This window comes from Gordoniibacillus kamchatkensis (assembly GCF_000829455.1).
Lineage (GTDB): Bacteria > Bacillota > Bacilli > Paenibacillales > NBRC-103111 > Gordoniibacillus > Gordoniibacillus kamchatkensis.
The window spans coordinates 12841-33316 of record NZ_JXAK01000014.1 but is presented as its reverse complement, the minus strand read 5'-3'; the positions used below and the strand labels follow the sequence as shown (position 1 = coordinate 33316).

The 20476-nt window shown below is 52.3% G+C and carries 20 protein-coding genes and 1 pseudogene; 9 read left to right on the top strand and 12 right to left on the bottom strand.

Annotation, left to right across the window (positions count from 1 at the left end; translation table 11 throughout):
• Positions 1–295: 295 nt before the first annotated feature.
• The 3 genes and pseudogenes from SD70_RS09990 to SD70_RS09985 all read right to left on the bottom strand — a co-directional run bounded on the left by SD70_RS09990 (position 296) and on the right by SD70_RS09985 (position 3366).
• A complete protein-coding gene (locus SD70_RS09990) occupies positions 296–883 on the bottom strand; it encodes a VOC family protein (protein WP_041047429.1) in 588 nt (195 codons plus the stop codon).
• A 560-nt stretch (positions 884–1443) separates the two neighbouring features.
• Positions 1444–1746: a hypothetical protein gene (locus tag SD70_RS35900; RefSeq protein WP_156157955.1), complete on the bottom strand. Its 303-nt coding sequence runs from the start codon at positions 1744–1746 to the stop codon at positions 1444–1446.
• Positions 1747–2398: 652 nt separating this feature from the next.
• Positions 2399–3366, bottom strand: a pseudogene (locus SD70_RS09985) (NADH:flavin oxidoreductase/NADH oxidase).
• 411 nt (positions 3367–3777) lie between these two features.
• On the opposite strand from SD70_RS09985, the gene SD70_RS09980 reads away from it, so the two are divergent.
• The gene (locus SD70_RS09980; RefSeq protein ID WP_041047428.1) at positions 3778–4644 is read left to right on the top strand and encodes a helix-turn-helix transcriptional regulator; all 867 of its coding nucleotides are present in this window, start codon (positions 3778–3780) and stop codon (positions 4642–4644) included.
• Positions 4645–5043: 399 nt separating this feature from the next.
• Entirely contained in the window at positions 5044–5709 is a 666-nt protein-coding gene (locus SD70_RS09975) for a lysoplasmalogenase (RefSeq protein ID WP_052487238.1), read from the top strand.
• 267 nt (positions 5710–5976) lie between these two features.
• On the opposite strand, the gene SD70_RS09970 is transcribed toward SD70_RS09975, so the two are convergent.
• Positions 5977–6387, bottom strand: coding sequence for a cupin domain-containing protein (locus tag SD70_RS09970; protein ID WP_041047427.1), 411 nt, complete (start codon positions 6385–6387; stop codon positions 5977–5979).
• A gap of 20 nt (positions 6388–6407) precedes the next feature.
• Positions 6408–7070: an aldo/keto reductase gene (locus SD70_RS37855; protein ID WP_052487237.1), complete on the bottom strand. Its 663-nt coding sequence runs from the start codon at positions 7068–7070 to the stop codon at positions 6408–6410.
• A gap of 191 nt (positions 7071–7261) precedes the next feature.
• Between SD70_RS37855 and SD70_RS09955 the strand changes: the two genes are divergently transcribed.
• The gene (locus tag SD70_RS09955; protein ID WP_041047426.1) at positions 7262–7807 is read left to right on the top strand and encodes a TetR/AcrR family transcriptional regulator; all 546 of its coding nucleotides are present in this window, start codon (positions 7262–7264) and stop codon (positions 7805–7807) included.
• A 631-nt stretch (positions 7808–8438) separates the two neighbouring features.
• On the opposite strand, the gene SD70_RS09950 is transcribed toward SD70_RS09955, so the two are convergent.
• Entirely contained in the window at positions 8439–9275 is an 837-nt protein-coding gene (locus SD70_RS09950; RefSeq protein WP_041047425.1) for a helix-turn-helix transcriptional regulator, read from the bottom strand.
• Positions 9276–9507: 232 nt separating this feature from the next.
• Here SD70_RS09950 and fabF point away from each other — a divergent pair, with 232 nt between their 5' ends.
• Together fabF and SD70_RS09940 are read left to right on the top strand one after the other, a co-directional pair.
• Entirely contained in the window at positions 9508–10755 is a 1248-nt protein-coding gene (fabF, locus tag SD70_RS09945; RefSeq protein ID WP_041047424.1) for a beta-ketoacyl-ACP synthase II, read from the top strand.
• 74 nt (positions 10756–10829) lie between these two features.
• Positions 10830–11249, top strand: coding sequence for a YmaF family protein (locus SD70_RS09940; RefSeq protein ID WP_041047423.1), 420 nt, complete (start codon positions 10830–10832; stop codon positions 11247–11249).
• Positions 11250–11352: 103 nt separating this feature from the next.
• Here the strand turns inward: SD70_RS09940 and SD70_RS09935 are convergent, their stop codons facing one another.
• From SD70_RS09935 to SD70_RS09925, 4 genes are read right to left on the bottom strand one after another with little or no spacing between them, the layout of a single operon-like run.
• On the bottom strand, positions 11353–12150 hold the full coding sequence (locus SD70_RS09935; protein ID WP_156157954.1) for a HipA family kinase: 798 nt from the start codon (positions 12148–12150) through the stop codon (positions 11353–11355).
• Positions 12050–12745 (bottom strand): glycosyltransferase family 4 protein, encoded by a 696-nt coding sequence (locus SD70_RS33105; RefSeq protein WP_052487235.1) that lies wholly within the window; start codon positions 12743–12745, stop codon positions 12050–12052. Before SD70_RS33105 ends, SD70_RS09935 begins: the two co-directional genes overlap by 101 nt.
• Entirely contained in the window at positions 12733–13284 is a 552-nt protein-coding gene (locus SD70_RS33100; protein ID WP_052487234.1) for a glycosyltransferase family 4 protein, read from the bottom strand. Before SD70_RS33100 ends, SD70_RS33105 begins: the two co-directional genes overlap by 13 nt.
• A 2-nt stretch (positions 13285–13286) precedes the next feature.
• On the bottom strand, positions 13287–14306 hold the full coding sequence (locus SD70_RS09925) for a phosphotransferase (protein ID WP_041047422.1): 1020 nt from the start codon (positions 14304–14306) through the stop codon (positions 13287–13289).
• A gap of 250 nt (positions 14307–14556) precedes the next feature.
• Here SD70_RS09925 and SD70_RS09920 point away from each other — a divergent pair, with 250 nt between their 5' ends.
• Positions 14557–14754: an ankyrin repeat domain-containing protein gene (locus tag SD70_RS09920; protein WP_331436762.1), complete on the top strand. Its 198-nt coding sequence runs from the start codon at positions 14557–14559 to the stop codon at positions 14752–14754.
• A 381-nt stretch (positions 14755–15135) separates the two neighbouring features.
• Here the strand turns inward: SD70_RS09920 and SD70_RS36830 are convergent, their stop codons facing one another.
• Entirely contained in the window at positions 15136–15237 is a 102-nt protein-coding gene (locus tag SD70_RS36830) for a sporulation protein YjcZ (RefSeq protein WP_197080978.1), read from the bottom strand.
• Between the two features lie 178 nt (positions 15238–15415).
• Between SD70_RS36830 and SD70_RS09915 the strand changes: the two genes are divergently transcribed.
• Positions 15416–16231 carry a nucleotidyltransferase domain-containing protein gene (locus tag SD70_RS09915; protein ID WP_197080977.1) on the top strand — a complete coding sequence of 272 codons (816 nt, stop codon included), beginning with the start codon at positions 15416–15418 and terminating at the stop codon, positions 16229–16231.
• Here the strand turns inward: SD70_RS09915 and SD70_RS09910 are convergent.
• Positions 16184–16813, bottom strand: a complete 630-nt coding sequence (locus SD70_RS09910; RefSeq protein ID WP_041047421.1) for a flavin reductase family protein — start codon at positions 16811–16813, stop codon at positions 16184–16186. The two genes, SD70_RS09915 and SD70_RS09910, sit on opposite strands and share 48 nt — an antisense overlap.
• Positions 16814–17047: 234 nt before the next feature.
• On the opposite strand from SD70_RS09910, the gene SD70_RS09905 reads away from it, so the two are divergent.
• Both SD70_RS09905 and SD70_RS09900 read left to right on the top strand, forming a co-directional pair.
• A complete protein-coding gene (locus SD70_RS09905) occupies positions 17048–18811 on the top strand; it encodes a cache domain-containing sensor histidine kinase (RefSeq protein ID WP_041047420.1) in 1764 nt (587 codons plus the stop codon).
• On the top strand, positions 18808–20385 hold the full coding sequence (locus SD70_RS09900) for a response regulator (protein WP_041047419.1): 1578 nt from the start codon (positions 18808–18810) through the stop codon (positions 20383–20385). The genes SD70_RS09905 and SD70_RS09900 overlap by 4 nt, the downstream gene beginning before the upstream one ends.
• Positions 20386–20476 lie beyond the last annotated feature (91 nt).

Here is a 20476-nt window from a genome sequence, read left to right as displayed (position 1 = left end):
AAGGATTTACTGCAAAGAACCCGAAGCAAAGAAATGCTTCAAATCGCGAATAAAACGGGAGCCGCAGCCGCAGCTCCCGTTTCAGTTCATTCAACTCGTTCTCAGTGTAAAGACCACCGCAGCTGTCTTGTTCAGCTATCGTACCCGGTAGCTCAATGCTTTTTTGCTGAGATTCCATTTTAAGACATCAGAAGTAAGAACCGAGGCGGAAGGTTTGCACCGGCATTCCCGTAAGTTCCTTCTTCCGGCTTCCGCCCGGTTCCGGTTGTATGCCTGATTGTTTTGCGACTCCTGCTCAAGAACCTCGAATTTCCGAGATGATGGAGCTGAGAAACTTTTGCTGTTCAACATTGGTTTTTTCACATAACCCCCATAGCAATTGATTCTCATGCTCGGTCAGATCCCGTTTGAGCGTTGAACTCATTCTTCGTTTCAAGTCGAAATACACGCCTCTTTCTTCGACCGCCCGAATATAGTGCCCGTCCGGATCGTAAAAGGTGAAATAACCGAAATCATTGGTAAATACAGGTTCGTTATCAATATGGGCTCCAGCTTGTTGAATCCGTTCATGCAAAGCAAGCAAATCATTCGTTAGTATCTCAACCATCGTCACGTGCCCCGTGCCGCTTGTGATAAAGAATGAACGAGGAAATACAAACTTCAATTGGGTGACATCTTCCGGCTTGGTTTCCATCAAAAAAATACCCGGGCCGTTTCCATTTTTCAATGCAACATGTGCCTCTCCAAACTGAAAATCTGCCGAATTCAATTCATAGCCCAACACATTGCAATAAAAATCTACCGACCTTTTCAAATCCGAGACCGGAAATCTCATGCAACAGTAACCGATAACATCCGCATTATTCGTTTTTTTGCTCAGCATATGCTACAGCCTCCTTTTTTAATTAGCTATTTTTCGTTGTGAATTACTAAATTTCACTTGCGTCTTCAGTACCCGGTCTCGCTTCCGTGCCGTTCTGCGTTCACGACATTCCTTGCCTGCGCCTTCCGCTTCTCGCCAATATCGCCTCACCTTCTTTAGTCTCGTCACAGGGAATGGGTTATCTCTCTAACATTCCTTGAGGAGGGGGATTATCTTCGGACGGGCGAACGCGCGATTATTGGACGATATCGTACAGCACCTTCGAATTGGCCCTATTTAAATTGACACCATTGGCAGGTGAAATCTAACGTGCGTTAGGAAATTTATTTTTTTGTACCTCGCAGCCCCTGCTAGAACGTGCAACATCTCGCCGCCATATGGGGGCTATTCGGTTAGTTCCTTCAAATTCTTAGTCATGATCGCCATTGCTGGTTCTCAGATCAATTCCGATTCCTTTTTCGTTAAAAAATTCCATAATCCTGCCAGATCGTTCAACGACAAAGCAGACTGCCGCGGCAGTCTGCATGATTACGCTATCGTATCCTTATGTTCAAAAACATTTAATGAACCAATTTAATTATCGATAAAATACCCAAATAAAAAAATAAACAAGCAAGTGAAATTAGAAAGGTTTTCGCCAGCCACCAAGGACTATATTTCATAAAAACTCCATAAATAAAACTCGACACGATATCGAATATAAATCCTAATAACGATAAATCACCCAACGATGGAAAGTTAGCGGAATGCTCAAGCACACCTTTCTTCTCATGGTTTTCTTTTGTTAAACGTAGTCCTGTTATCAAAATTCCGAATCCAATTGACCAACAAATTACAACAGCTATTAGCCACCACCATTTCATTGAAAATCTTACAGCCCCTTTTTTTCCTCTTTCCTGTTAAGCATCAAATCCATTATTTCCCCCAAAATGTAGCTTACGATACCTTATCGAAATTTATAATCGTGCAATCATGCCAGTTAGTAGAGTAGGAGTCCTTCACCCCTAAAAATAACGTCTATACAACTCTCTTCGTCGTTCGCGCAGTTGTGCAAATAGTTTCGCTTAGATAGGGAAGGTTTATTCTATATCTTAAGTTTTAATGCACGAGTGGTGCCGTTAGTTTAGTAATGGGGGTGATTTTCGGAATTATATCTCATTTTTTGGCAGGCCCTGTCCGGCGCACCGATATCATTTTCTATATTCGAACATACACACAGTATCGCGTACAGAAATATAGTCAGGAGTAAGAATCCCGAGAACTTCGCTATTTATACTTGTAAGGGAAGAGAAAGCTTATTTCGTGAAATAGATAAGCACATACAGAAAAACCATCTCATATAGCAAGCCAGCAGAAGATCACTTGTAAACCATCAAAGGACCAAAGATTATGCGAAGTAATTGTGTTTTAAAGCCATTATTTTTCCTCAAACCGGTGCGGTTCGCGACCATTGCCAAAAAAGGCGGAGCTCTGCCGAGTCTCCGCCGATTTCGTACCATATCCAACCTCATTCGATTACAGATACGCCCGCACGTATTGCTTCGGAATGTTGGTCTGCTCTTGTTTCAAAGCGATCGCCGCATGCGTCGCCCAGTACGGGTCTCGTAGCATGCCGCGGCTATCGCCACTAGATCGGCATCCCCGTTGCCGATGACGGCATCGGCCAGCATCGGATCCTCCAACATTCCCACCGCAACGACGGGGACGTTAAGGGCTTCTTTGATGCTCCGGGCGAACGGCACCTGATAGCCCGGATAGTTGCCGGGCTTTCTTTGCCCCGGCTGACCCTCCCCGCCTGAGCTGACATGGAATACATCCACGCCCGCGTCCCGGTAAGCTTCGCACAGACGGATCGCGTGGTCGATGTCATAGCCGCCGTCCGCGTATTCGACGGCTGAAATCCGGAAGAATAACGGCATGTCCGCCGGCATCGCTTTTTTCACGGCCTTTATGACCTGAACGCCGAATCGAGTCAGATCTTTCCCGTATTCATCGTCCCGCTTGTTGGTTAGCAAGGAGTGGAACTGATGAATCAAATACCCGTGAGCCCCGTGAAGCTCGATCGTGTCCACCCCCGCTTGGACGGCGCGCCGCGCCGCGTCGCCGAAAAGCTGCACCGTCCGTTCGATTTCGTCGGCCGTCATGGCACGAGGCATCCGGTAGCGGGAACCCGGGAACGCAATCGCCGAAGGGGCGACCGGCACTTCCGCATCCTCAGCCTTGCGGCCGGCGTGGGCGATTTGAATCCCGATTTTGGCACCGTGGGAATGAACCCCTTCGATGATTTTAGCGAAAGCGGGGATATGCTCGTCTGACCATAGCCCCAAGTCGTAATTCGAAGTGCGGCCGTCCGGTTCCACATCCGTCATTTCCATTATGATCAGGCCGGTCCCCCCGATGGCCCTGCTGAGGTAATGGACATAATGCCACTCGCCCGGCTTGCCGTCCTTGGCGGTAACGGAGTTTTGGAGCATGGGCGCCATCACAATGCGATTCTTAAGCTGCAGTCCTTTAACTTGATAGGAGGAAAACAAACGCTGGTCCAAATCGAACACCACCTGTTTAGAATTGTTAGTCGAAATCGGTCCCCGGTAATCGGTGCCTTACAGACGAACCGCTTGCCAGGCCTCAGCCTGCATGCGGACCTGCAGAGCCGCATGGACGAAAGCGCCGGAGGAGGGTCGCGCCAGGTCGCATGCGATGCTCATGCTTATTCCTCCTGGCCCCTGAACATGGTAAAATGAAGTGTAACGGAATATGGCTTCATCTTACTGCAACCTGACGATCTGAAGAAGAACTGCATTACTATTCATATCCCTGCCAATACCATTGCCAACCCTATAACTGACGAATCTAGTATTGATAGTATCAGTCTCAAAGGAGTGAACACCGACATGAGTGAGGAACAACGGCGATTGGAGATAGGTCAATTTTTACGATCCCGCAGGCTGCGGTTGACACCGCAGAGTGCCGGCTTGCAGCATGCCGATTTCACCCGACGGAGAACGAAGGGGCTCAGGCGGGAAGAAGTCGCGGCGCTCGCCGGCATCTCGCTGCCTTGGTATACTTCTCTCGAACAAGGCAGGGACATCAATGTTTCCGATCAGGTGCTCGACAGCCTGGCCCGTGTGTTGCGTCTGAACGGAGACGAACGTAAACATCTTTATCTCCTTGCCAGCCCGTCTCGTATCGCCAACAATCGGAACGACGATCAACCGGCCGTATCGGATTCGTTAAAATATTTGTTGGACCAGATGCCGTTATGTCCGGCATATATTTCTGACGGGAAAATGAACGTGCTGGCCTGGAACCAGTTGGCTGCCTCCGTCTTCGGCTCCTTCGAAACGGCTGACAGCCGCGAGCGCAATATGATCTGGCGCATGTTCATGCTTCCGTCATACCGGACGATGTTCATTGGCTGGGAAGATCTTGCCGGATCGCTGCTCGGCCATTTCCGAGCCATGTATACCCGACATATAGAGGATCCCTGGTATGCGGAATTTATTAATGAGATGACGGAAGGCAGTACCGAGTTCGCGGCAATGTGGGAGAATTACATAGTTGGATGCAAGAGCCAGCACCCCCGCGTGATTGCGCATCCCAGGGCAGGCTTGCTCAACTTGTCGACACATCTCTTCCCTGTTCAGAACAGCTCCTGTCAGTTCCTGAGCGTTTTTACGCCTGATTTGCAGGACGGCTCGGCCGGGCGTCTGGCTATATTGGCGGAAGAGTCGCTTTCTAAGCAAACGGCAACGGTTTGACGGAAGTGCCGGCCTATTCAACGAGCCGGAAGTTGTAAAGAGGTGGTCCCGGCACTACCTCTTTTTTTGATTATAAAAGAATTCTAAGGCGTGCATTTCTTCTCCACCAAGCAGCAGAATGCTTACTGTTTAATATTCCGACTGTGCAATATTGATTCGACGCTGTGTATTAGATGTATGTTGAATTACTCTTGCACCATCCAACTCATCTGGGATATGCATCTTATTCCCTCATCTTCGCACTATACTGTCCAATCGCAATAACGGATGCCGCGAGGTTAGCCGTTGAAGCTTTTTTTTCGAAAAAATAAATTATAAATCTATTTAAACGCCTTTTAAACTGGAGCTTTTATACTAGGTCAGTGTTCAATTATAAAAAAATCCAGAAAGGGGATGTGCATGTATAAAAAATTGTTAATTGCAGCTATTCTCGTTTCAGGCTTAGGGTATTTATTCGCATTAGCGGACGGAAACATGCTTTTGCGCTGGATCTTAAAGCCCGGAACCATCGTGCTCATGATTATACTGGCTTCAACGGCCGCAAGGGAGGTCGGAACCTACCGGAATTGGGTCATTGCAGGGCTGTTCTTTTCGGCTGTCGGGGATTCCTTTTTATTGATGCAGGGGACCGAATGGTTCTCTTTCGGAGTATTCTCATTCTTGATCGCCCATCTCATTTACATTTCGGCTTTTATCACCCGTTGGCGGTTTTCCGCGGTTCATCTGCTTTATCTTATTCCAATCGCGTTATATTCCTTTTTTCTATTGCGTGGTCTGCATGAAGGAATGATTACTAAAAATGCCGGTGGCATGTGGGGCCCGATCTTGATTTACGTGATCGTGATCTCCTTGATGATCTGGAGTGCAGTCATCAGCAGAAGCTGGGTTGCCATCACAGGAGCTATTCTGTTCTTTTTATCCGATTCATTGCTTGCATGGAACATGTTTGTTAATCCAATCCCATTAGCCGACTTTTGGGTTATGGTTACGTATTACACGGCCCAATTTATGATTGCGGCAAGTATCGAAAGGCCGCCACATCACAAAAACATGATAACCGCTTAGCAAGAGTCGATGCTTCCCTCTCTTTAAATCCGGGCATTATCTTTGGAGTTGCCGCGGCTGCAGCTCTTTTTGGTCCGTTTCGTTATCACGGTATTGAACTAACGTACCTCGTCGTAACAGATTATTTGATTAATGTATTCAAAACTCTCCAATGTTTTTTCCGTGACATCCGGCAACGGTCTATCCGATATAACTTCTCTTTTATAGAAGAGCACATTATAAAGCGGAAAAAGCCCTGTATAAAAGGGCTTTTCGTTTACTCAACTATTATTTTAATTTGTTATATTCCTCGTCCGATACCGGTTCTACCCATTCCGGTTTACCTGCAGTGATTGCAATATGTTCAAACCAGCTGTCTTTTGTAGCGCCATGCCAGTGTTTGACACCATCATGGGTAACAATAACATCACCGGCTTTTAAGAATTGAGCAGGTTTTCCTTCTTCTTGGTACCATCCTTCGCCACCAGTTACTAATAAAATTTGATATCCATCACGATGAATATGCCAGTTATTTCTGCATCCCGGTTCAAAAGTTACATTCCCAACACCAACATTCACTTTAGGATCAGCTACTAATGATTTAAGATAACTTTGCCCCACAAAATATTGTGCAAATGCTTCATTTTTTTCGCCCGCCGGGAAAATAACGCCATTTTTTACTTCTTCATGTTTTGCCATTTTAATTTCTCCTGTTTACTTTAATTTCCCGCCAACACCGGGAAGAAACTATGCTCACCATAATTCCGGATGTGCTCTACATTGTTCAAAGTCTCCATATCTGCATCGCTGATAACAAAATCAAGCTCTGCATTGTTTCTCATGTGATCCGGATTTGTCGTCTTAGGAATTACTACAAGACCAAGCTGGATATCATAACGTAGGCAAAGCTGAGCAACAGATACTCCATACTTATCAGCTATTACCTTAACTTCTGCATTATCAAGGACTGCACCGTGTGCAATTGGTGAATATGCCTCTACCAGGATGTCATTCTTTTGACAGACCTTGACTGTCGCAGAGCGGGCGCGCGTGCTGATCATCGAGTTGAGATATGGGCTGCCGTTGTACTTCGCACGGTACGCATGGTCGATGAGGTCGTTAATCTGTCCGTCAACTGGCTCGAAAGCGACATCCTTCGTCATGCCTGCGACCGTAGTCCTCCCTGCCTTCTGCCGTAATGCTGCCTGGTACCAACGTGAATTCTGCCCATAGTAGGCGCGCACGTACAGGGCGTTGTCAACCACGACAGACCATATCCAAGTCGGCGTGCCGTAGGTCTCTCCGTCCTCTCGGAAAGGCGAGATGTGCAGGTCATCAGCATCTGTTATCCTGTACAGTTCGTCTTTCGACCAAGTGTCCATTATGAATCCTCCTCGAAGCTAGGCATCATTATCCATTACCTTTGACATATTAAGCATTGATTGTATAATCAACTCATGTTTATAATTTTAAACGGAAACAGACTACTTTCAATCTTCAATTTCATGCGATGTGTGGATTACTGAACATATCATCAACAGTTGTTGGTTATCTAAGAAAGGTGATTTATAAAATGTCAAAAGTGGATAGAAGGGTTCTCAAATCTCAAGAAGCAATAAAGAAAGCAGTTCTTGAACTGATGGCAGAAAAAAACTTCGATGACATTACAATCCGGGATATTTCTGAACGGGCAAATGTTAATCGAGGAACGATTTATCTCCATTACACGGATAAATTTGATTTGCTTGATAAGATTATCGAAGAACATATAAATAATCTCCGGGAACTCTGCCAATCTGCTTCTGAAATGACTTTTACAGAAGGAAATTATGTATGGTTTGAATATTTTGCAAACAATCATTTATTCTTTTCAACAATGTTAAACACTAAAAGTGCAGCTTCTTTTCGTAGTCGATTCCTTGATTTAATCGTCCAAGAGTATAAGGTTGAAGTGGATGTAACCGAAGGAAAAAATCAAGGATTAAGTGAAGATGTGATTGTTCAATTTTTTGCGGCAGCGGTCGTGGGGGCTGTGGAATGGTGGTTCAGGAATGGAATGCCTTTACCGCCTCGTATCATAGCTGAACAAACAGGAGTGTTGTTAGATAGGAATTTGTAGTCGATTCTAAAAAGCAGCTCATGCAAGGAGCAGATGCCTTAGGCTAAATGCTCCTTGTTTGTATTAGAGTTTCATCACTTATTAAACTAACCTGCCCGTTTGTTGCGCGATGCAGCACAAAAAATACGGATGATATCCAGTACTTGCGACAATGAAATGCTTCAAATTTAGAACCGGCGGTAAATTAATGCTTAAAAAATGGTCAGCAAATATTTACATGATTAATTTCACGGCAAAATTATGATTCAAACTTTGGCAAAGAATGAATTCAAGTCACACAATGGTTGGTTTGCTTAAAGAACAGGTTCGCTGTACAGCGCCAAGCGGGGCGCTGTTAGGCGCCGATTTGACGGAATGTAGGTGCAAGGACCGATTGTACTCTACATAGCGACGAAAATTCGTACGGAGCGACCTTTGGGGCGTTAAGGGCCGGTTTTTTCATTTTGGCTCAAGATCAGCGTCCGAAAAGTCGCTGTTTAGCGCACACGGGCTTTAATGCAACGGTCAGTAGCACCTTTCCGGGACCATGCCATGACCCGAATTCGGGGGGGACTTGAGCCGCCTTATTGCAGCAATGGCTTGGTTTACAGGCAATGAGGCATTGCAGATATAGCAACACCCGAACGGACCGCTACCGTTCCATCAGCTGCCGCAGCTTGTGCTCGGTGGAAGAGTTCGGCGCCGGCGTATAGATGCTGCAGCGCAAATCGGCATCGCCCTGCACCTGCAACGAAGTGAGCTGGAACAGCATTTTGCCGGCTTTGGCATGGCGAAATTCGATCAGTACTTCCGGGGCGGAGCTGACTTCGCTTTGCTCCCATAGGCCCTTGAAATCTGGGCTAACCTGCCTCATATCGGCGAGAAAGCGGTCGTACCACTCGTCTTCCACGTATTGGCCGTAATAGGCGCGAAATATGGAGAGGAATCCCCGGACAAAATGCTCCCAGTTGACGGCCAGCCGCCTGAACTCTTTGCGCGTAAACAAGAGCCGGATCATGTTGCGCTGTTCCGCAGGAATCTGTTCGAAGTCCAAAAACACATGGGAGGCGGCCCGGTTCCAGCCGACGATGCGGCATTTGCGGTCGGATATGATGGTCGGACAGAAGCGGAGCTCCTGCAATATTCGCGACAAAGACGGGCTGATCTCCGCCATTTCTTCCTTCAGCGGTCCGGCCCCGTAGCTCGTATCCATAGCCAGCGCGTACAAATATTTGCGCTCGTCGGCGTTCAGCCGCAAAGCTAACGCGATCCGATCGAGCACTGACGCCGACACCTTGATGTCACGCCCTTGTTCGAGCCACGTGTACCACGTGGCGCTTACTCCCGCCAGCTGCGCGACTTCCTCGCGCCGCAGCCCCGGCGTTCTGCGGCGCGTTCCCGTGGGCAATCCGACGGCGTGCGGAGCGACTTTGGCCCGCTGCGCTTTGAGAAAAGCCGACAGCGCTTGAAGCCTTGTTTGATGATTCAACGACAGCTCCCCCTAGGTCTTATGGAATAAGAAAGTATAAGCTTCCTCGGGTACCTCCCTGATTCGGCATGAAAAACTTCCGCTAAAACGCGATCGCTCATCCTCGAAAATGCTGGATAGAAGTTTTACTTATGCTGGTATTAATTATACTATAATAAACTACAACTTGTAATAGGATAAAACGAGTGGCACAATAATTCCAACAAAAGCTGTTTGCAAGGAGGAACAAACGATGGAAAAAGTTGTAGTCACCGGAATGGGCGTCATTTCGCCGCTCGGAAACGATACGGAGAGCTATTGGCAACGTTTGGTACGCGGGGAATCGGGAATATCGCGCATCGACGCCTTCGATACTTCGCGGTATAAAGCAAAAATTGCCGGCGTTGTCCGCGATTTCGACGCCGAAGCGCGTTTCGGGCGCAAGGAAGCGCGGCGGCTGGACCGGTTTTGCCAGTTTGCGCTCGCAGCCGCCGAGCAAGCGGTGGATCATGCGGGTCTCAAGCTTGAGCAGGTGGACCGGGAGCGCGTCGGGGTGTATGTCGGCTCGGGAATCGGCGGCGTCGGGACGCTCCTCGATCAGCATAAGGTGCTGCTGGAGCGCGGTCCGGAGCGGGTCAGCCCGACGCTGGTGCCGATGATGATCGCGAATATGGCGGCGGCTGCGATCAGCATCAAGTACGGCACAACGGGTCCGACGCTGGCCCCGGTAACGGCATGCTCGATCGGGAATACGGCGATCGGCGAAGCGTTCCGTCTCATCCGCGCGGGCGGGGCGGACGTCGTTATTGCGGGCGGCGCGGAGGCAGCGATCACGGAAATATCGTTGGCAAGCTTCGGCAACGCCACGGCGCTGTCCGCCCGCAATGACGAACCGGCCCGGGCGAGCCGGCCGTTCGATGCGGGGCGCGACGGGTTCGTCATGGCCGAAGGGGCCGGCATTCTCGTGCTGGAATCGCTGTCCCACGCCTTGCGCCGGGAGGCACGGATTTATGCGGAAGTGATCGGCTATGGCGCCAGTTCCGACGCTTACCATATGGTCGCTACCCACCCGGAGGGGCTCGGCGCCTACCAGGCGATGAAAGCGGCGCTTCTGGAAGCCGGCATTCGGCCGGAAGACGTGGACGTCATCAGCGCTCATGCGACAAGCACCGACGTTGGAGACAGGTCAGAGACGCTGGCGATCAAAAAACTGTTCGGGGATTACAGCAGCCGCATCCCCGTTACGGCGAACAAGTCGATGACAGGGCATCTGCTAGGAGCGGCGAGCGCGGTGGAAGCCGTCGCCCTGGTGAAAAGCTTGCAGCATGGCGTCATTCCGCCGACGATAAACCAGGAGCAGCCGGATCCCGTCTGCGATTTGGATTACGTGCCGAACACGGCCCGCGAAGCGAAGCTGAACATTGGCATATCGAACTCCTTCGGCTTCGGCGGACATAATGCAGTCATCGTGTTGCAAGCCTATCCAAGCACGGTTCATTAACCCAGACATGCTGCGGCTGTCTTTCATACTATGATGAGAAATCATTTTGGGATGAAAGGCGGATGGAAGGGGTTATGGGGAAAAGGAAGGATCGCAAAGGAGTTAAGCGCATTCCGGTGAAAGGGTTTGTCGTCTCTTCTCCCGATGGCGAATCGAACCACTCGCACAAATTGTACATTACGTCCTGGGACGGCAGGCCCGTTCATGTGCATCCGTTTGCGGGAACGACTTCGTTCGATGTCGGACATGACCATCAGTATGCCGGGATGACCGAGCCTGCACCGAGCGGCGTGCCGCATGTGCACGCCTATTATGCGCATACGTCGTTCGACGACGGCCACAGCCACATCATCAAAGGTACGACAGGGCCTGCGATCGACTTGCCGGGAGGCGGACATGTTCATCATTTCGAAGGCTATACGACCGTGAACGGCAGAACGCCTCATACTCATATGTATCGGGGCACGACGGGAAGCGAAGACAGCTTTCTTTGAAATGAAGCCGGAGCCGGGAGGCACAAAAAGAAAAACCAGCTTATGCGCTTCCATCGCGCCGCGCATAAGCTGGTTTTGTTTCCATTTACGCCATAGGCCGGCATCAGCGGCCGGATTCCTTCCTGACCTTGTAAGCGAGCCAGCGCCGGATGATGCTGCGCAGCTGTTTTTTGCGCGTCAGCAATAAACGGCGAATGAAGCGGCGTTCATTTGTACGGAGACAGCCGACCGGGACGCTGTCCAAAGCTTGGTCGATATGCGCCGGGGTGAGCTTCTCAATGCGCCGGACCATCGGATCCAGACGTTTCCAGGACGATTGCAGCCGCAGCAGCCCTTTTGGAGTATGATAAAACGTCCACAGCTTTTGCCAGAGCGGATTGTTCCATGCGCCGCGGGCCCATTTGCGCGGCGAGCCGTAAAGCGTATGCCCGTGATCGATCAAATACCACCGGTATTTCTCGTCGCCGGAGCTGCGGTACAGCACGAGATTTTTGCCTGAAGCCCGGTCGATGTTGGCGATCCACGCGTCGAATACGATCAGGGAGCGGAGCAGGTCGGCCCGCTTCACGTATTTGGCGGGATGCGACCGCACTGCTTCTCCTGCCTCGTTCCACGTTGTCACCTCCTTGGCCCTGGCGGCGACGGAGACGAGCCCTTTTTGCAGCCGGCCGTCAGGTCCGGCGACGGTAGCCAGCTCCAGCTTGGCGACAGGCAGCCCAAGCTTTGCCGCGAGCGCAGCGGCGATGTATTCGTTGGCGATCATCGGCCCCGAGAAGTACCACTGATCTTTCCTCGTAAATTTAAAATACCCGTTCCGGCCGGAGTGGCTTCGCACGACCCAAACTTGCCCTTGGCGTTTCGCTTTCCAAGCCCGGATCAGCTTCCAGCGATGTTCCGTCATTTTCGAGTCCCCTTCGCGTCACAATGTCGGCAAACAGCTCGCGATAGCGCGCGGCGATTTGCGGCCAGCCGAATCGTCTTGCCGTATCCAGCCCGTTTGCGATCCGTTTTCTCTTGAGCTGAGGCGAACGCCACATGCGCAGGATGCCGGCTGCAATGCTGGCTGCCTTCGCTCTCGGAATGACGGTGGCGTTGCTGTTGCTTACAAAACTGCGGAGACCGCCGCCGCGAGTCGATACGAGCGGGACGCCGTGAGACAACGCTTCGAGCGCTACCAGGCCGAACGATTCGTAGCGGCTCGTGACGACGACTGCGCCGTAAGAACGATAAAGGCGCTGCACTTTGCTCGGCTTCAGCTTCCCTAACCAGTTAAGATTGGAGCTGATACGAAGCCGGCCGGCCAGCCGCTTTAGCTTGGCCGTATAGGCCGGACCTCCTTTTCCGACGATAGCGAGACGTACTTTCGGCTTGTGGCGCTTGAGCAGCGAAACGGCTCCGAGCAGCTCTTCAATTCCTTTTATCGCGGTGAGCCGGCCGACGTAAAGCAGCCGGTTCGGATGTGCCTGGAGCTCCTTTACATCCTCTACAGCGGGCACTCCGTTGGGATCGCCTCAATGCGTTTTATATAGCGCGGATAGCTGCGCCTGATCATCGCTTTCTGCCAGCCGCTCGGTGCCGTGACGACGTTCGCTGCCCGGAGCAATTGCCGCTGGCGCATTTCCATCGGTTTAAGATTGCTTTGTTTCGGCTCGAGGCAAATCAGGGAGTGGCACGTGTAGACGAGCGGAATTTTATATTTTTTGTTGTAATATAGGGCCAGATCATCGCACTGGATGCTATGGACATGAATGATGTCCGGCTGCCCGAAGCCGTGTGTTTTCATCCATTTGGCAATGGGCCGGGCGTGGAACAGCTGCCTGGCGCTCGAATGATATTTGGAGCTGCGGGGAAATCGCACGACCGTTAACGATTCGCCGCTCTCTACCGCAACCCGGCGCGTATGTCCGGTTTTGCAAATGACGGTTACGGACGTATCGTTGCTGTTGGAGAGCGCGCGCGAAAGATGGGTCGCCACGACGCCGAGTCCGCCGACATTGTTTCCTTCATATTCGTTGGTCATCACCCATACTTTCATGTTCATCGGTCCTTTTTCGCGTAGCTATCCAGCTTATCGAGCAGCGGCGCCAGCTTGCGTTCGTCGGCAATAACAGAGCGGAGAGTTTGGGCGATTCGCCGCTGGCCCGCTTCGCCCAGGCGGCTGCAATGCCGAAGCAGCTTAACCGCTTTATGCGGAAACAGCAGCCACGCTTTCAGCATGTCGTAATCCGCGCGCCTCAGCTTCGATACGCTCTCGTAGCCGTCCAGAATCGCTCGTGCGGTATCGAACTGCCAGCCTTTGTTTTTGCAGGAAAGGCGGATCATGCGATACAGATCGTAAACCGGCAAATCGATTCGCAGCGTTTCAAAGTCGATCAGGTACACTCCCTGCGAGGTGATCACAAAATTTTTCGGACCGCTGTCTCCGTGGCAAAGCGTTCCGTTCGCAGCGGCTTTGCGGCAGAGCGATTTGTAATCGCTTCCCTTCAGCAGGCCCATCGCTCGTTCCGCTCTGTCGAGGAGCTCGGGACCGTACTTTTGCAGCACCTTGTTCAGCGGCATCGCGAGCCGGTTTTGCCGGGCTCTGCGGATTTGCCGCTGCAAAAAGGCTTCATGGGATCGCAGTTTCGACGGCCATTTGCCGAGTACACAATAAGCTCCGGCAGCAGGAGACGCCGCTTTGCGGCCGGCGATATGAAAGGTTGCAAGCGCTTGGGCGCATGCCTTCAGGTCCGCTTTGGACGCCGGGGAAGGTTGTTTCCCTACAATCCAGGGGGTGAGAATAAACGGGGAGCTGCGCGGTGTGGGGAGGGCAAACAGCGGGTGCCCCGCCGCCCCTCGCGGATTGCGCCAGGCAATCGCGGGGAAGCCGCGCTTTCGAAGCCGTCTGAGCACGCGATCCATCCAGCGCAATCGCGACGGAGCATAGCGCATCTTCTTTAGGCAGTAATGGCTTCCCGCTGGGGTAACCAGATGATACACACCCGATTTGACCTGGATGATCCGCTTGGCCCGTACGCCGAACTGGCGTGCCAACCGTGTCAGCTGCCGACTGTTCATGGATACCGTCCTCGCAAGCGTGCCGTAAAAGCAGGCGTATGTACAATATAATTATGGCAATTGTAAAGAAATTGTTATTGTCGAATGAGCCTGAAATTGGACGTAAAAGGCAGCGTGGGTATCCGCATAAAAGTGTCATGCTGCCCAGTTTGTTATTGACGATAATGGCAGGCTAAGCGGGGGGCTCACGCCTGCTCGGAACAAAGAGCGATGAAGTTTTGCGCCGCTTTGGACAAACCATATTAACAACTTGGGCTGGACGGCTCTGATGGAAGCAATCGTGCTGGGCCATGGGGGCAAAGAGCACCAAGCGATCGTGAGGCTGCTCATCGATCACGGTGCGGACGTGAACATTAAGGACAAGGACGGCGTTTCGCCGCTCACGCATGCGAATGCCCGCGGCTTCGTCGCGATTGCGGATATGCTTGTGAAAGCCGGAGCGCGCTAATGTGAGGTTGAAGCTATCGCTCAGCACCGTCCCATGCTGGAAACCATCTGCCTGGCGTCTAGGCAAATAGACAAAAACATAGTGGAAGAAACCCGCCAGTTGCGATTCATTCGCGATCTGGCGGGTTTCTCTTTTAAAAAAGGCTCTGTTAAACTGTGATGTTGATTTGCGATTGGTCTCAATGGAGCCAATAAAGCTGGCGTTACTAATTGAACGATTAAACCAATTCTGAAGTACTTGTTGTGAGGATACGATAGTTGAGAATTAACCGCCACATTGGGCGGCGGATTTTCTTTTGGTTAAAAATCAACACTCGAGGACAACAGAGCCTTAAAAAAAGCGCAGCGCTTTCCCCGACGGGGAACGCTGCGCCGCTCCAAATTAGATGCCGAACGAACGGCTGACAATTACAAGCAAAATAAACAACACCAAAATTGCAGCGGTCGAAGTAAAGCCGCGCCCATATCCAGCCATAGCGGACATGCAGTTCACCCCCCTAATAAAGATATAGACAATGTATGCGAAGGCGAACAGGTTTGTATAGGCAGCTGCTGCGCCCGCCCGGTTATTTGGCGAATATGCTCATGATCGTCCCGATCAGCCATAAGATAGAGTAAGGAAACCGGCCGCAACAAATACAAAATGATAAGAAGGTGGGCGTGTGAGATTGGAGGGTAAAGAAGCGGCGCTGCAGTTCATCGCGAAGCATTTTCCCGATTGCAGCGTAGCCGTGCTTGCCGGGAGCGTCGTGACGGGGCGGGCTACGGCACGGTCCGACCTCGATTTGGTCATCTTCGACGACAGCCAGCCGAGCCCGTTCCGGGCGTGCTATCGCGAGTTCGGCTGGCCGATCGAGGCGTTCGTCCTGACGACGGAGTCGTACCGGTATATTTTCGAGATGAATCAGCTGCGCGCCATCCCGTCCATCCAGCGCATGTGCGCGGATGGAACGATTTTGAAAGATGACGGTACGGCGGACGCATTGATCCGGGAAGCGAAGGAGATGCTGCGCGAAGGGCCATGGCCGTGGACGGAGGACGAAATCCTTCAGGCAAGATATGAAATCACGGAATGTCTGGAAGATTTGGCAGGCTCGTCGTCGCGCGCCGAGGACTTGTTTACGGTGAACCGTCTGGCCGGCCTCGTGCAGGAAATGGAGCTGAGAATGCACGGCTGTTGGACCGGGGAAGGCAAATGGGTCGTCCGTTCGCTCCGCATGTATGACGAAACGTTTTGCCGCGAGCTTGTTCAAGAGCTCGACCTGTTTTACAAGATGGAACAGAAGGAAGGTCTCATCGCCTTCGTCGACCGGGTGCTGGCGCCGTACGGCGGGAGATTGTTCGAAGGCTTCCGGCAGGAGGATGAGCGCTCATGCTGCTGGCCGCGTGTAAGAACGGGCACTCCCGCTCCTATTCGTATGCGTCAAGGCTTATCGGCCGTCGCGCGATGGCGGCGCAAAAACCGGAGCAAGCGTTGAGGGGCGCAGCTTGCCGCCCAAGCCGAAAAACTCGCAAAAATTCATGATAAGCGGGTTCCACTTCTCGGGATCGATGTAGTTCGCTTCCCCGTCCATCAAGATCCGCTCATCGACATGAACGCGCACGATGCTAACTTCGATGGCCGTCAGACTGCTGGGCTGGCCGAAGGCGTGAATTTGTTCGACAAGCGCCTCCAATTGAACGGGGCACTCTTTGGCCCGGGGAGGTTTTACGAAATGAGACGGTTCCGGAGAAAGTCCGGCGGTTCCGAATTTATCGGGCTCGTAGCGGTATCCTAATTGCGCCTTGGTGTCCGGCACCGGATTGCGGCCGGTGAGCAGCGCCAGCCGGTCGACCGCGTCCGCAAGATTCGCCGAAGGCAGATTCAGTACACATTGCCGCTCGCGCGCCATGTTGCGCACGGTTTGCGATTTTTCGCTCATGCCGAGCATGCAGGATTGGTTAAGCCACCATGCCGACGACATCGGGGCGAGGTTGGCGGTCCCGTCTTCGTTTAACGTGCTGATGAGGACGACCGGGGTGCCGAAGTACAAAATTTTTGGCGTAACGACTCGATGCATGTTCGAATGCACTCCTTTGCCATGTCGGTTTTGCGTGAATTGTAGCATAGAGCGGAGCGGAACACCGGGTTTCGGAATGTGAAAGCAACATTTCGAAAACCCGGTGTTGCTTTGATTTTCATTCAAACGAAAAGTTTGCCAATATAAAAAAAAAGTGTGAACGATCCGGGCAAATATGCTAGTATTATCCCAACAAATCATTGGTCTGGTGCCAGAAGCGGGAATGGGGAAAGCATGAAACGGTGGCTGGATAAATCGCTGAAACGCAAATTGTCGCTGCTTCTCGTCGTTGCCGCCGTGCTGCCTTTGCTGGCGACCGGCGTCGTGTCTTACCGGATCGCCTCCTTGGTGACGGAGGAGAAAGGGAAGGAGTCCGGCCTGAACACGCTCGGGCAAATAGCCGATAAGCTCGATTTTGTCGTGAACGACGCTGAGAACATGTCAATCTTTATTATCGGCCAGAAGGACATCCAGACGTATTTGAGCTACCAAGCGGCGGACGTGAACTTGTTTACGCAAAATATCGGATTTTTGACCAATTTGGCGTTTTCCAAAAAATACATCTCCAATATTACGATCACTTCGGCCAGCGGCTATCCTCCCTTGTCCAGCACGACCATACTCCGCTCGGGGCTGCCCGAGGTGCTGGCCCAAAACAAGGAAGCTTACGAGTCCGGGCCGAAGTGGTGGTCTCCCCTGTATGAAAATATGACGACGGAGGGCCTCAAGCGGGTCATTTCGCTCGTGCGCCCGATTCGCAACATGAACAATTTTCAAACGATAGGGACGCTGGCAATCAGTATCGACGAGGCGGAGATCCGCAGCTATTTGACAAGCGCGGGCTGGGAAAACAAAGGGTATTTGCTGCTTGTCGATCGGGACGGCAGCATTTTGTCGGGCGGAAATAGCGATTGGTCCGGCCGCCCCGTCAGCCGGTATTTGCCGAACATCCCCCTGCCGGAAGAAGGGCGCGGCACGTTTGCGTACAAGCTGAATAGCGAGCAGGAAACGATATTTTATTATGCGCTGCCGAGCCTCCATTGGAAGCTGATCGGCGTCATTCCTACCGACATATACAAAGCTCAAAACAAGTACGTCCTGACCGTCACCGCCGTCGCCATCGGCATCGCCTTGCTGTTCACGGTTGCGCTCGTGCTCTTTTTTATCCAGCGGGTGACCCGGCCTTTGACCGTGCTGGCGGAAACGATGAAGGACATTAATCCCGAAGGCGCTTTCCCTACTTACGAGGTGAAGAGCACGGACGAAGTGGGGCTGCTGCTGCACAGCTTCAACAGGCTTTACGACCGGATCGGGCGGCTGATGGATCAGGTGCAGAAAAACGAGGCGATGAAGAAGGAGGCGGACATTCTCGCTCTCCAGGCGCAAATCAACCCACACTTTTTGTACAACACGCTTTCTTCCATCCATTGGATCGCGCTGATGAACAAAGACAAGCTCATCTCCGAAATGGTCGGCGCGCTCAGCGATTTTTTGCGCTTCAGCTTGAACAAAGGCGAGGACTTCTGCTCCGTGCAGCAGGAAATCGCGCATGCGCAAAATTACGCCTACATCATGTCCATGCGCTTTCAGGAAAAATTCGATATCGCGTTCTACGTCGATCCGCAGCTGCTGCCGCTGCCTATGCTGAAGCTATTGCTGCAGCCGCTCATCGAGAACAGCATCATGCACGGCATTCAAAAGAAGAAGGAAAAGGCTCACATTTACGTGCACGGCGAGCGCCAAAAAGGCGCGATGAAATTCGTTGTGGAGGATACGGGCGTCGGCATCGAACGGGACAAGCTGCTGGATTTGATGAGCAAGCTGCGGGGAGAGGAAGGGGCGAAGCCCGAGCCGGGAAAATCCGGGTACGGGCTAAGGAACGTTCATCATCGCCTGCTCCTGCATTACGGCAGCGAGACGGGGCTGCGAATCGAAAGCGAACCGGGCGCCGGCACCCGCATTTCGTTCACTATACCCATAACGGAGGGAACGCCATGAGGCTGTTGATCGTCGATGATGAAGTCATTATCCGGACAGGCTTGTGCACTGTAATCGATTGGAAGGAGCTCGGACTCGACCTGCTGCCGCCGGCGTCGTCGGCGGAAGAAGTGCTGGAGCGGCTTGCCGAGGACAAGCCCCATATCGTGCTGACCGATATCCGGATGCCCGGCATGGACGGAATCGAGCTGGCTAAGGAAATCAAGAAAGTGTTGCCCGACGCCGAGATCGTCATCTTGACCGGTTATGACGATTTTGCCTATGCCCAGCAAGCGCTGCGGGAAGGCGTGAGCGACTATTTGCTGAAAACAAGCGGCCCTGAAGAAATTATTAAAGCTGCCCTGCAAGCCAAGCAGCATATTTTGGCGAAGTGGGAAGCGAAGAAGCAGGAATCGGTCCAATCCGCTGCGCTGCTCAGCCAGCTGCTGGAGGAAGCGCTGGACGGCCAGACCGAGGCGGCGGCGCAGCTAGCGCCTTTGCTTGACGAGCGGTTCGAGCGGAGCGGGGCGCATCCGCATGCGCTTGCGCAATCCGCCTTGAGCGGGACGGTAACGGTCGCTATCGTGACCGCGTCCGGATGGGGCGAAGGCTCGCTAGCCGGACTGCTTCTCGGCGCCGTCGAGAATATGCTCAGCGAGCTGCTGCCGTCCGTCACACTCATGAAAAAGGACCGGGTCATCGTCGTCATGCGCGGCACGGAAAGCGCAGCGGCGGCGGAGCGGAGCGGGCTCGAGAGGGCGCTGCAGCGCGTGCGCGAGACGCTAAAATGCGAGCTGTTCGCTGCGGTGGGCAGCCCGGCAACCGCTTATGGGCAGCTGCACGCTTCGTACCGGGAAGCGGAGGAAGTGTTCTCTTACCGCAGCCTGCTTGGAGAGCAGGGGATTTACTACCGCGAGCAAATTCAGCATCGCCAAGGCGGGCGGACGGTTTGTTCGCATAAGGAAGAGAGCGAGCTGGCGGCTATTTTGATGAGCAACGATCCGACGCAGCTGCGCCACTGGGTCAACCGGCTCGTGCGCGCGGAGATGGAAAGCCCGGCCGCTACGCCGGCAACGCTGCAGGCGTTCATGCAATCGCTAGTGATCGCCGGACACCGGTGGCTGGAGCGTACGAAGGGGGACCGCAGCAGCGAGGGCGCGCCGCCGGCCGTCTTTGTATCCGGCGACGGTCAACGCCGGCGCCCGGAGGAAGAAGTGTTCCAACTGCTGTCAGCGGTGATGGCGGCGTTTCACGAAACGATGGCCGACACTCGCTATTCCTATGTGCACAAAGCGATCGCTTACATCCGCGGCCGTCTGGATCAAGCGGTTACGCTGCAGCAAGTGGCCAATTTCGTCCATCTGAACCCGAATCATTTCAGTGAAGTATTCAAAAAGGAGACCGGGCAAAGCTATATCGAGTTCGTCACCCGGGAAAGAATGCAACTTGCCGCCCAGCTCCTGCTCTCGTCCCGCAAAAAAATAAGCGAGATTGCGGGAGAAGTCGGCTATGGCGATATGAAGTACTTCAGCCAGCAATTCAAAAAATATTCCGGTCTGACGCCCTCGGAGTTTCGCCAATCGCCAAACGGCTGAGAAGAAAGCCGAATTTTGTCTACCCTACGACTGAAAGTTCTCTCCTACAAGCAGAGCGCTTCGTTCCCTATACTAGCAGTGTAAGCAAATA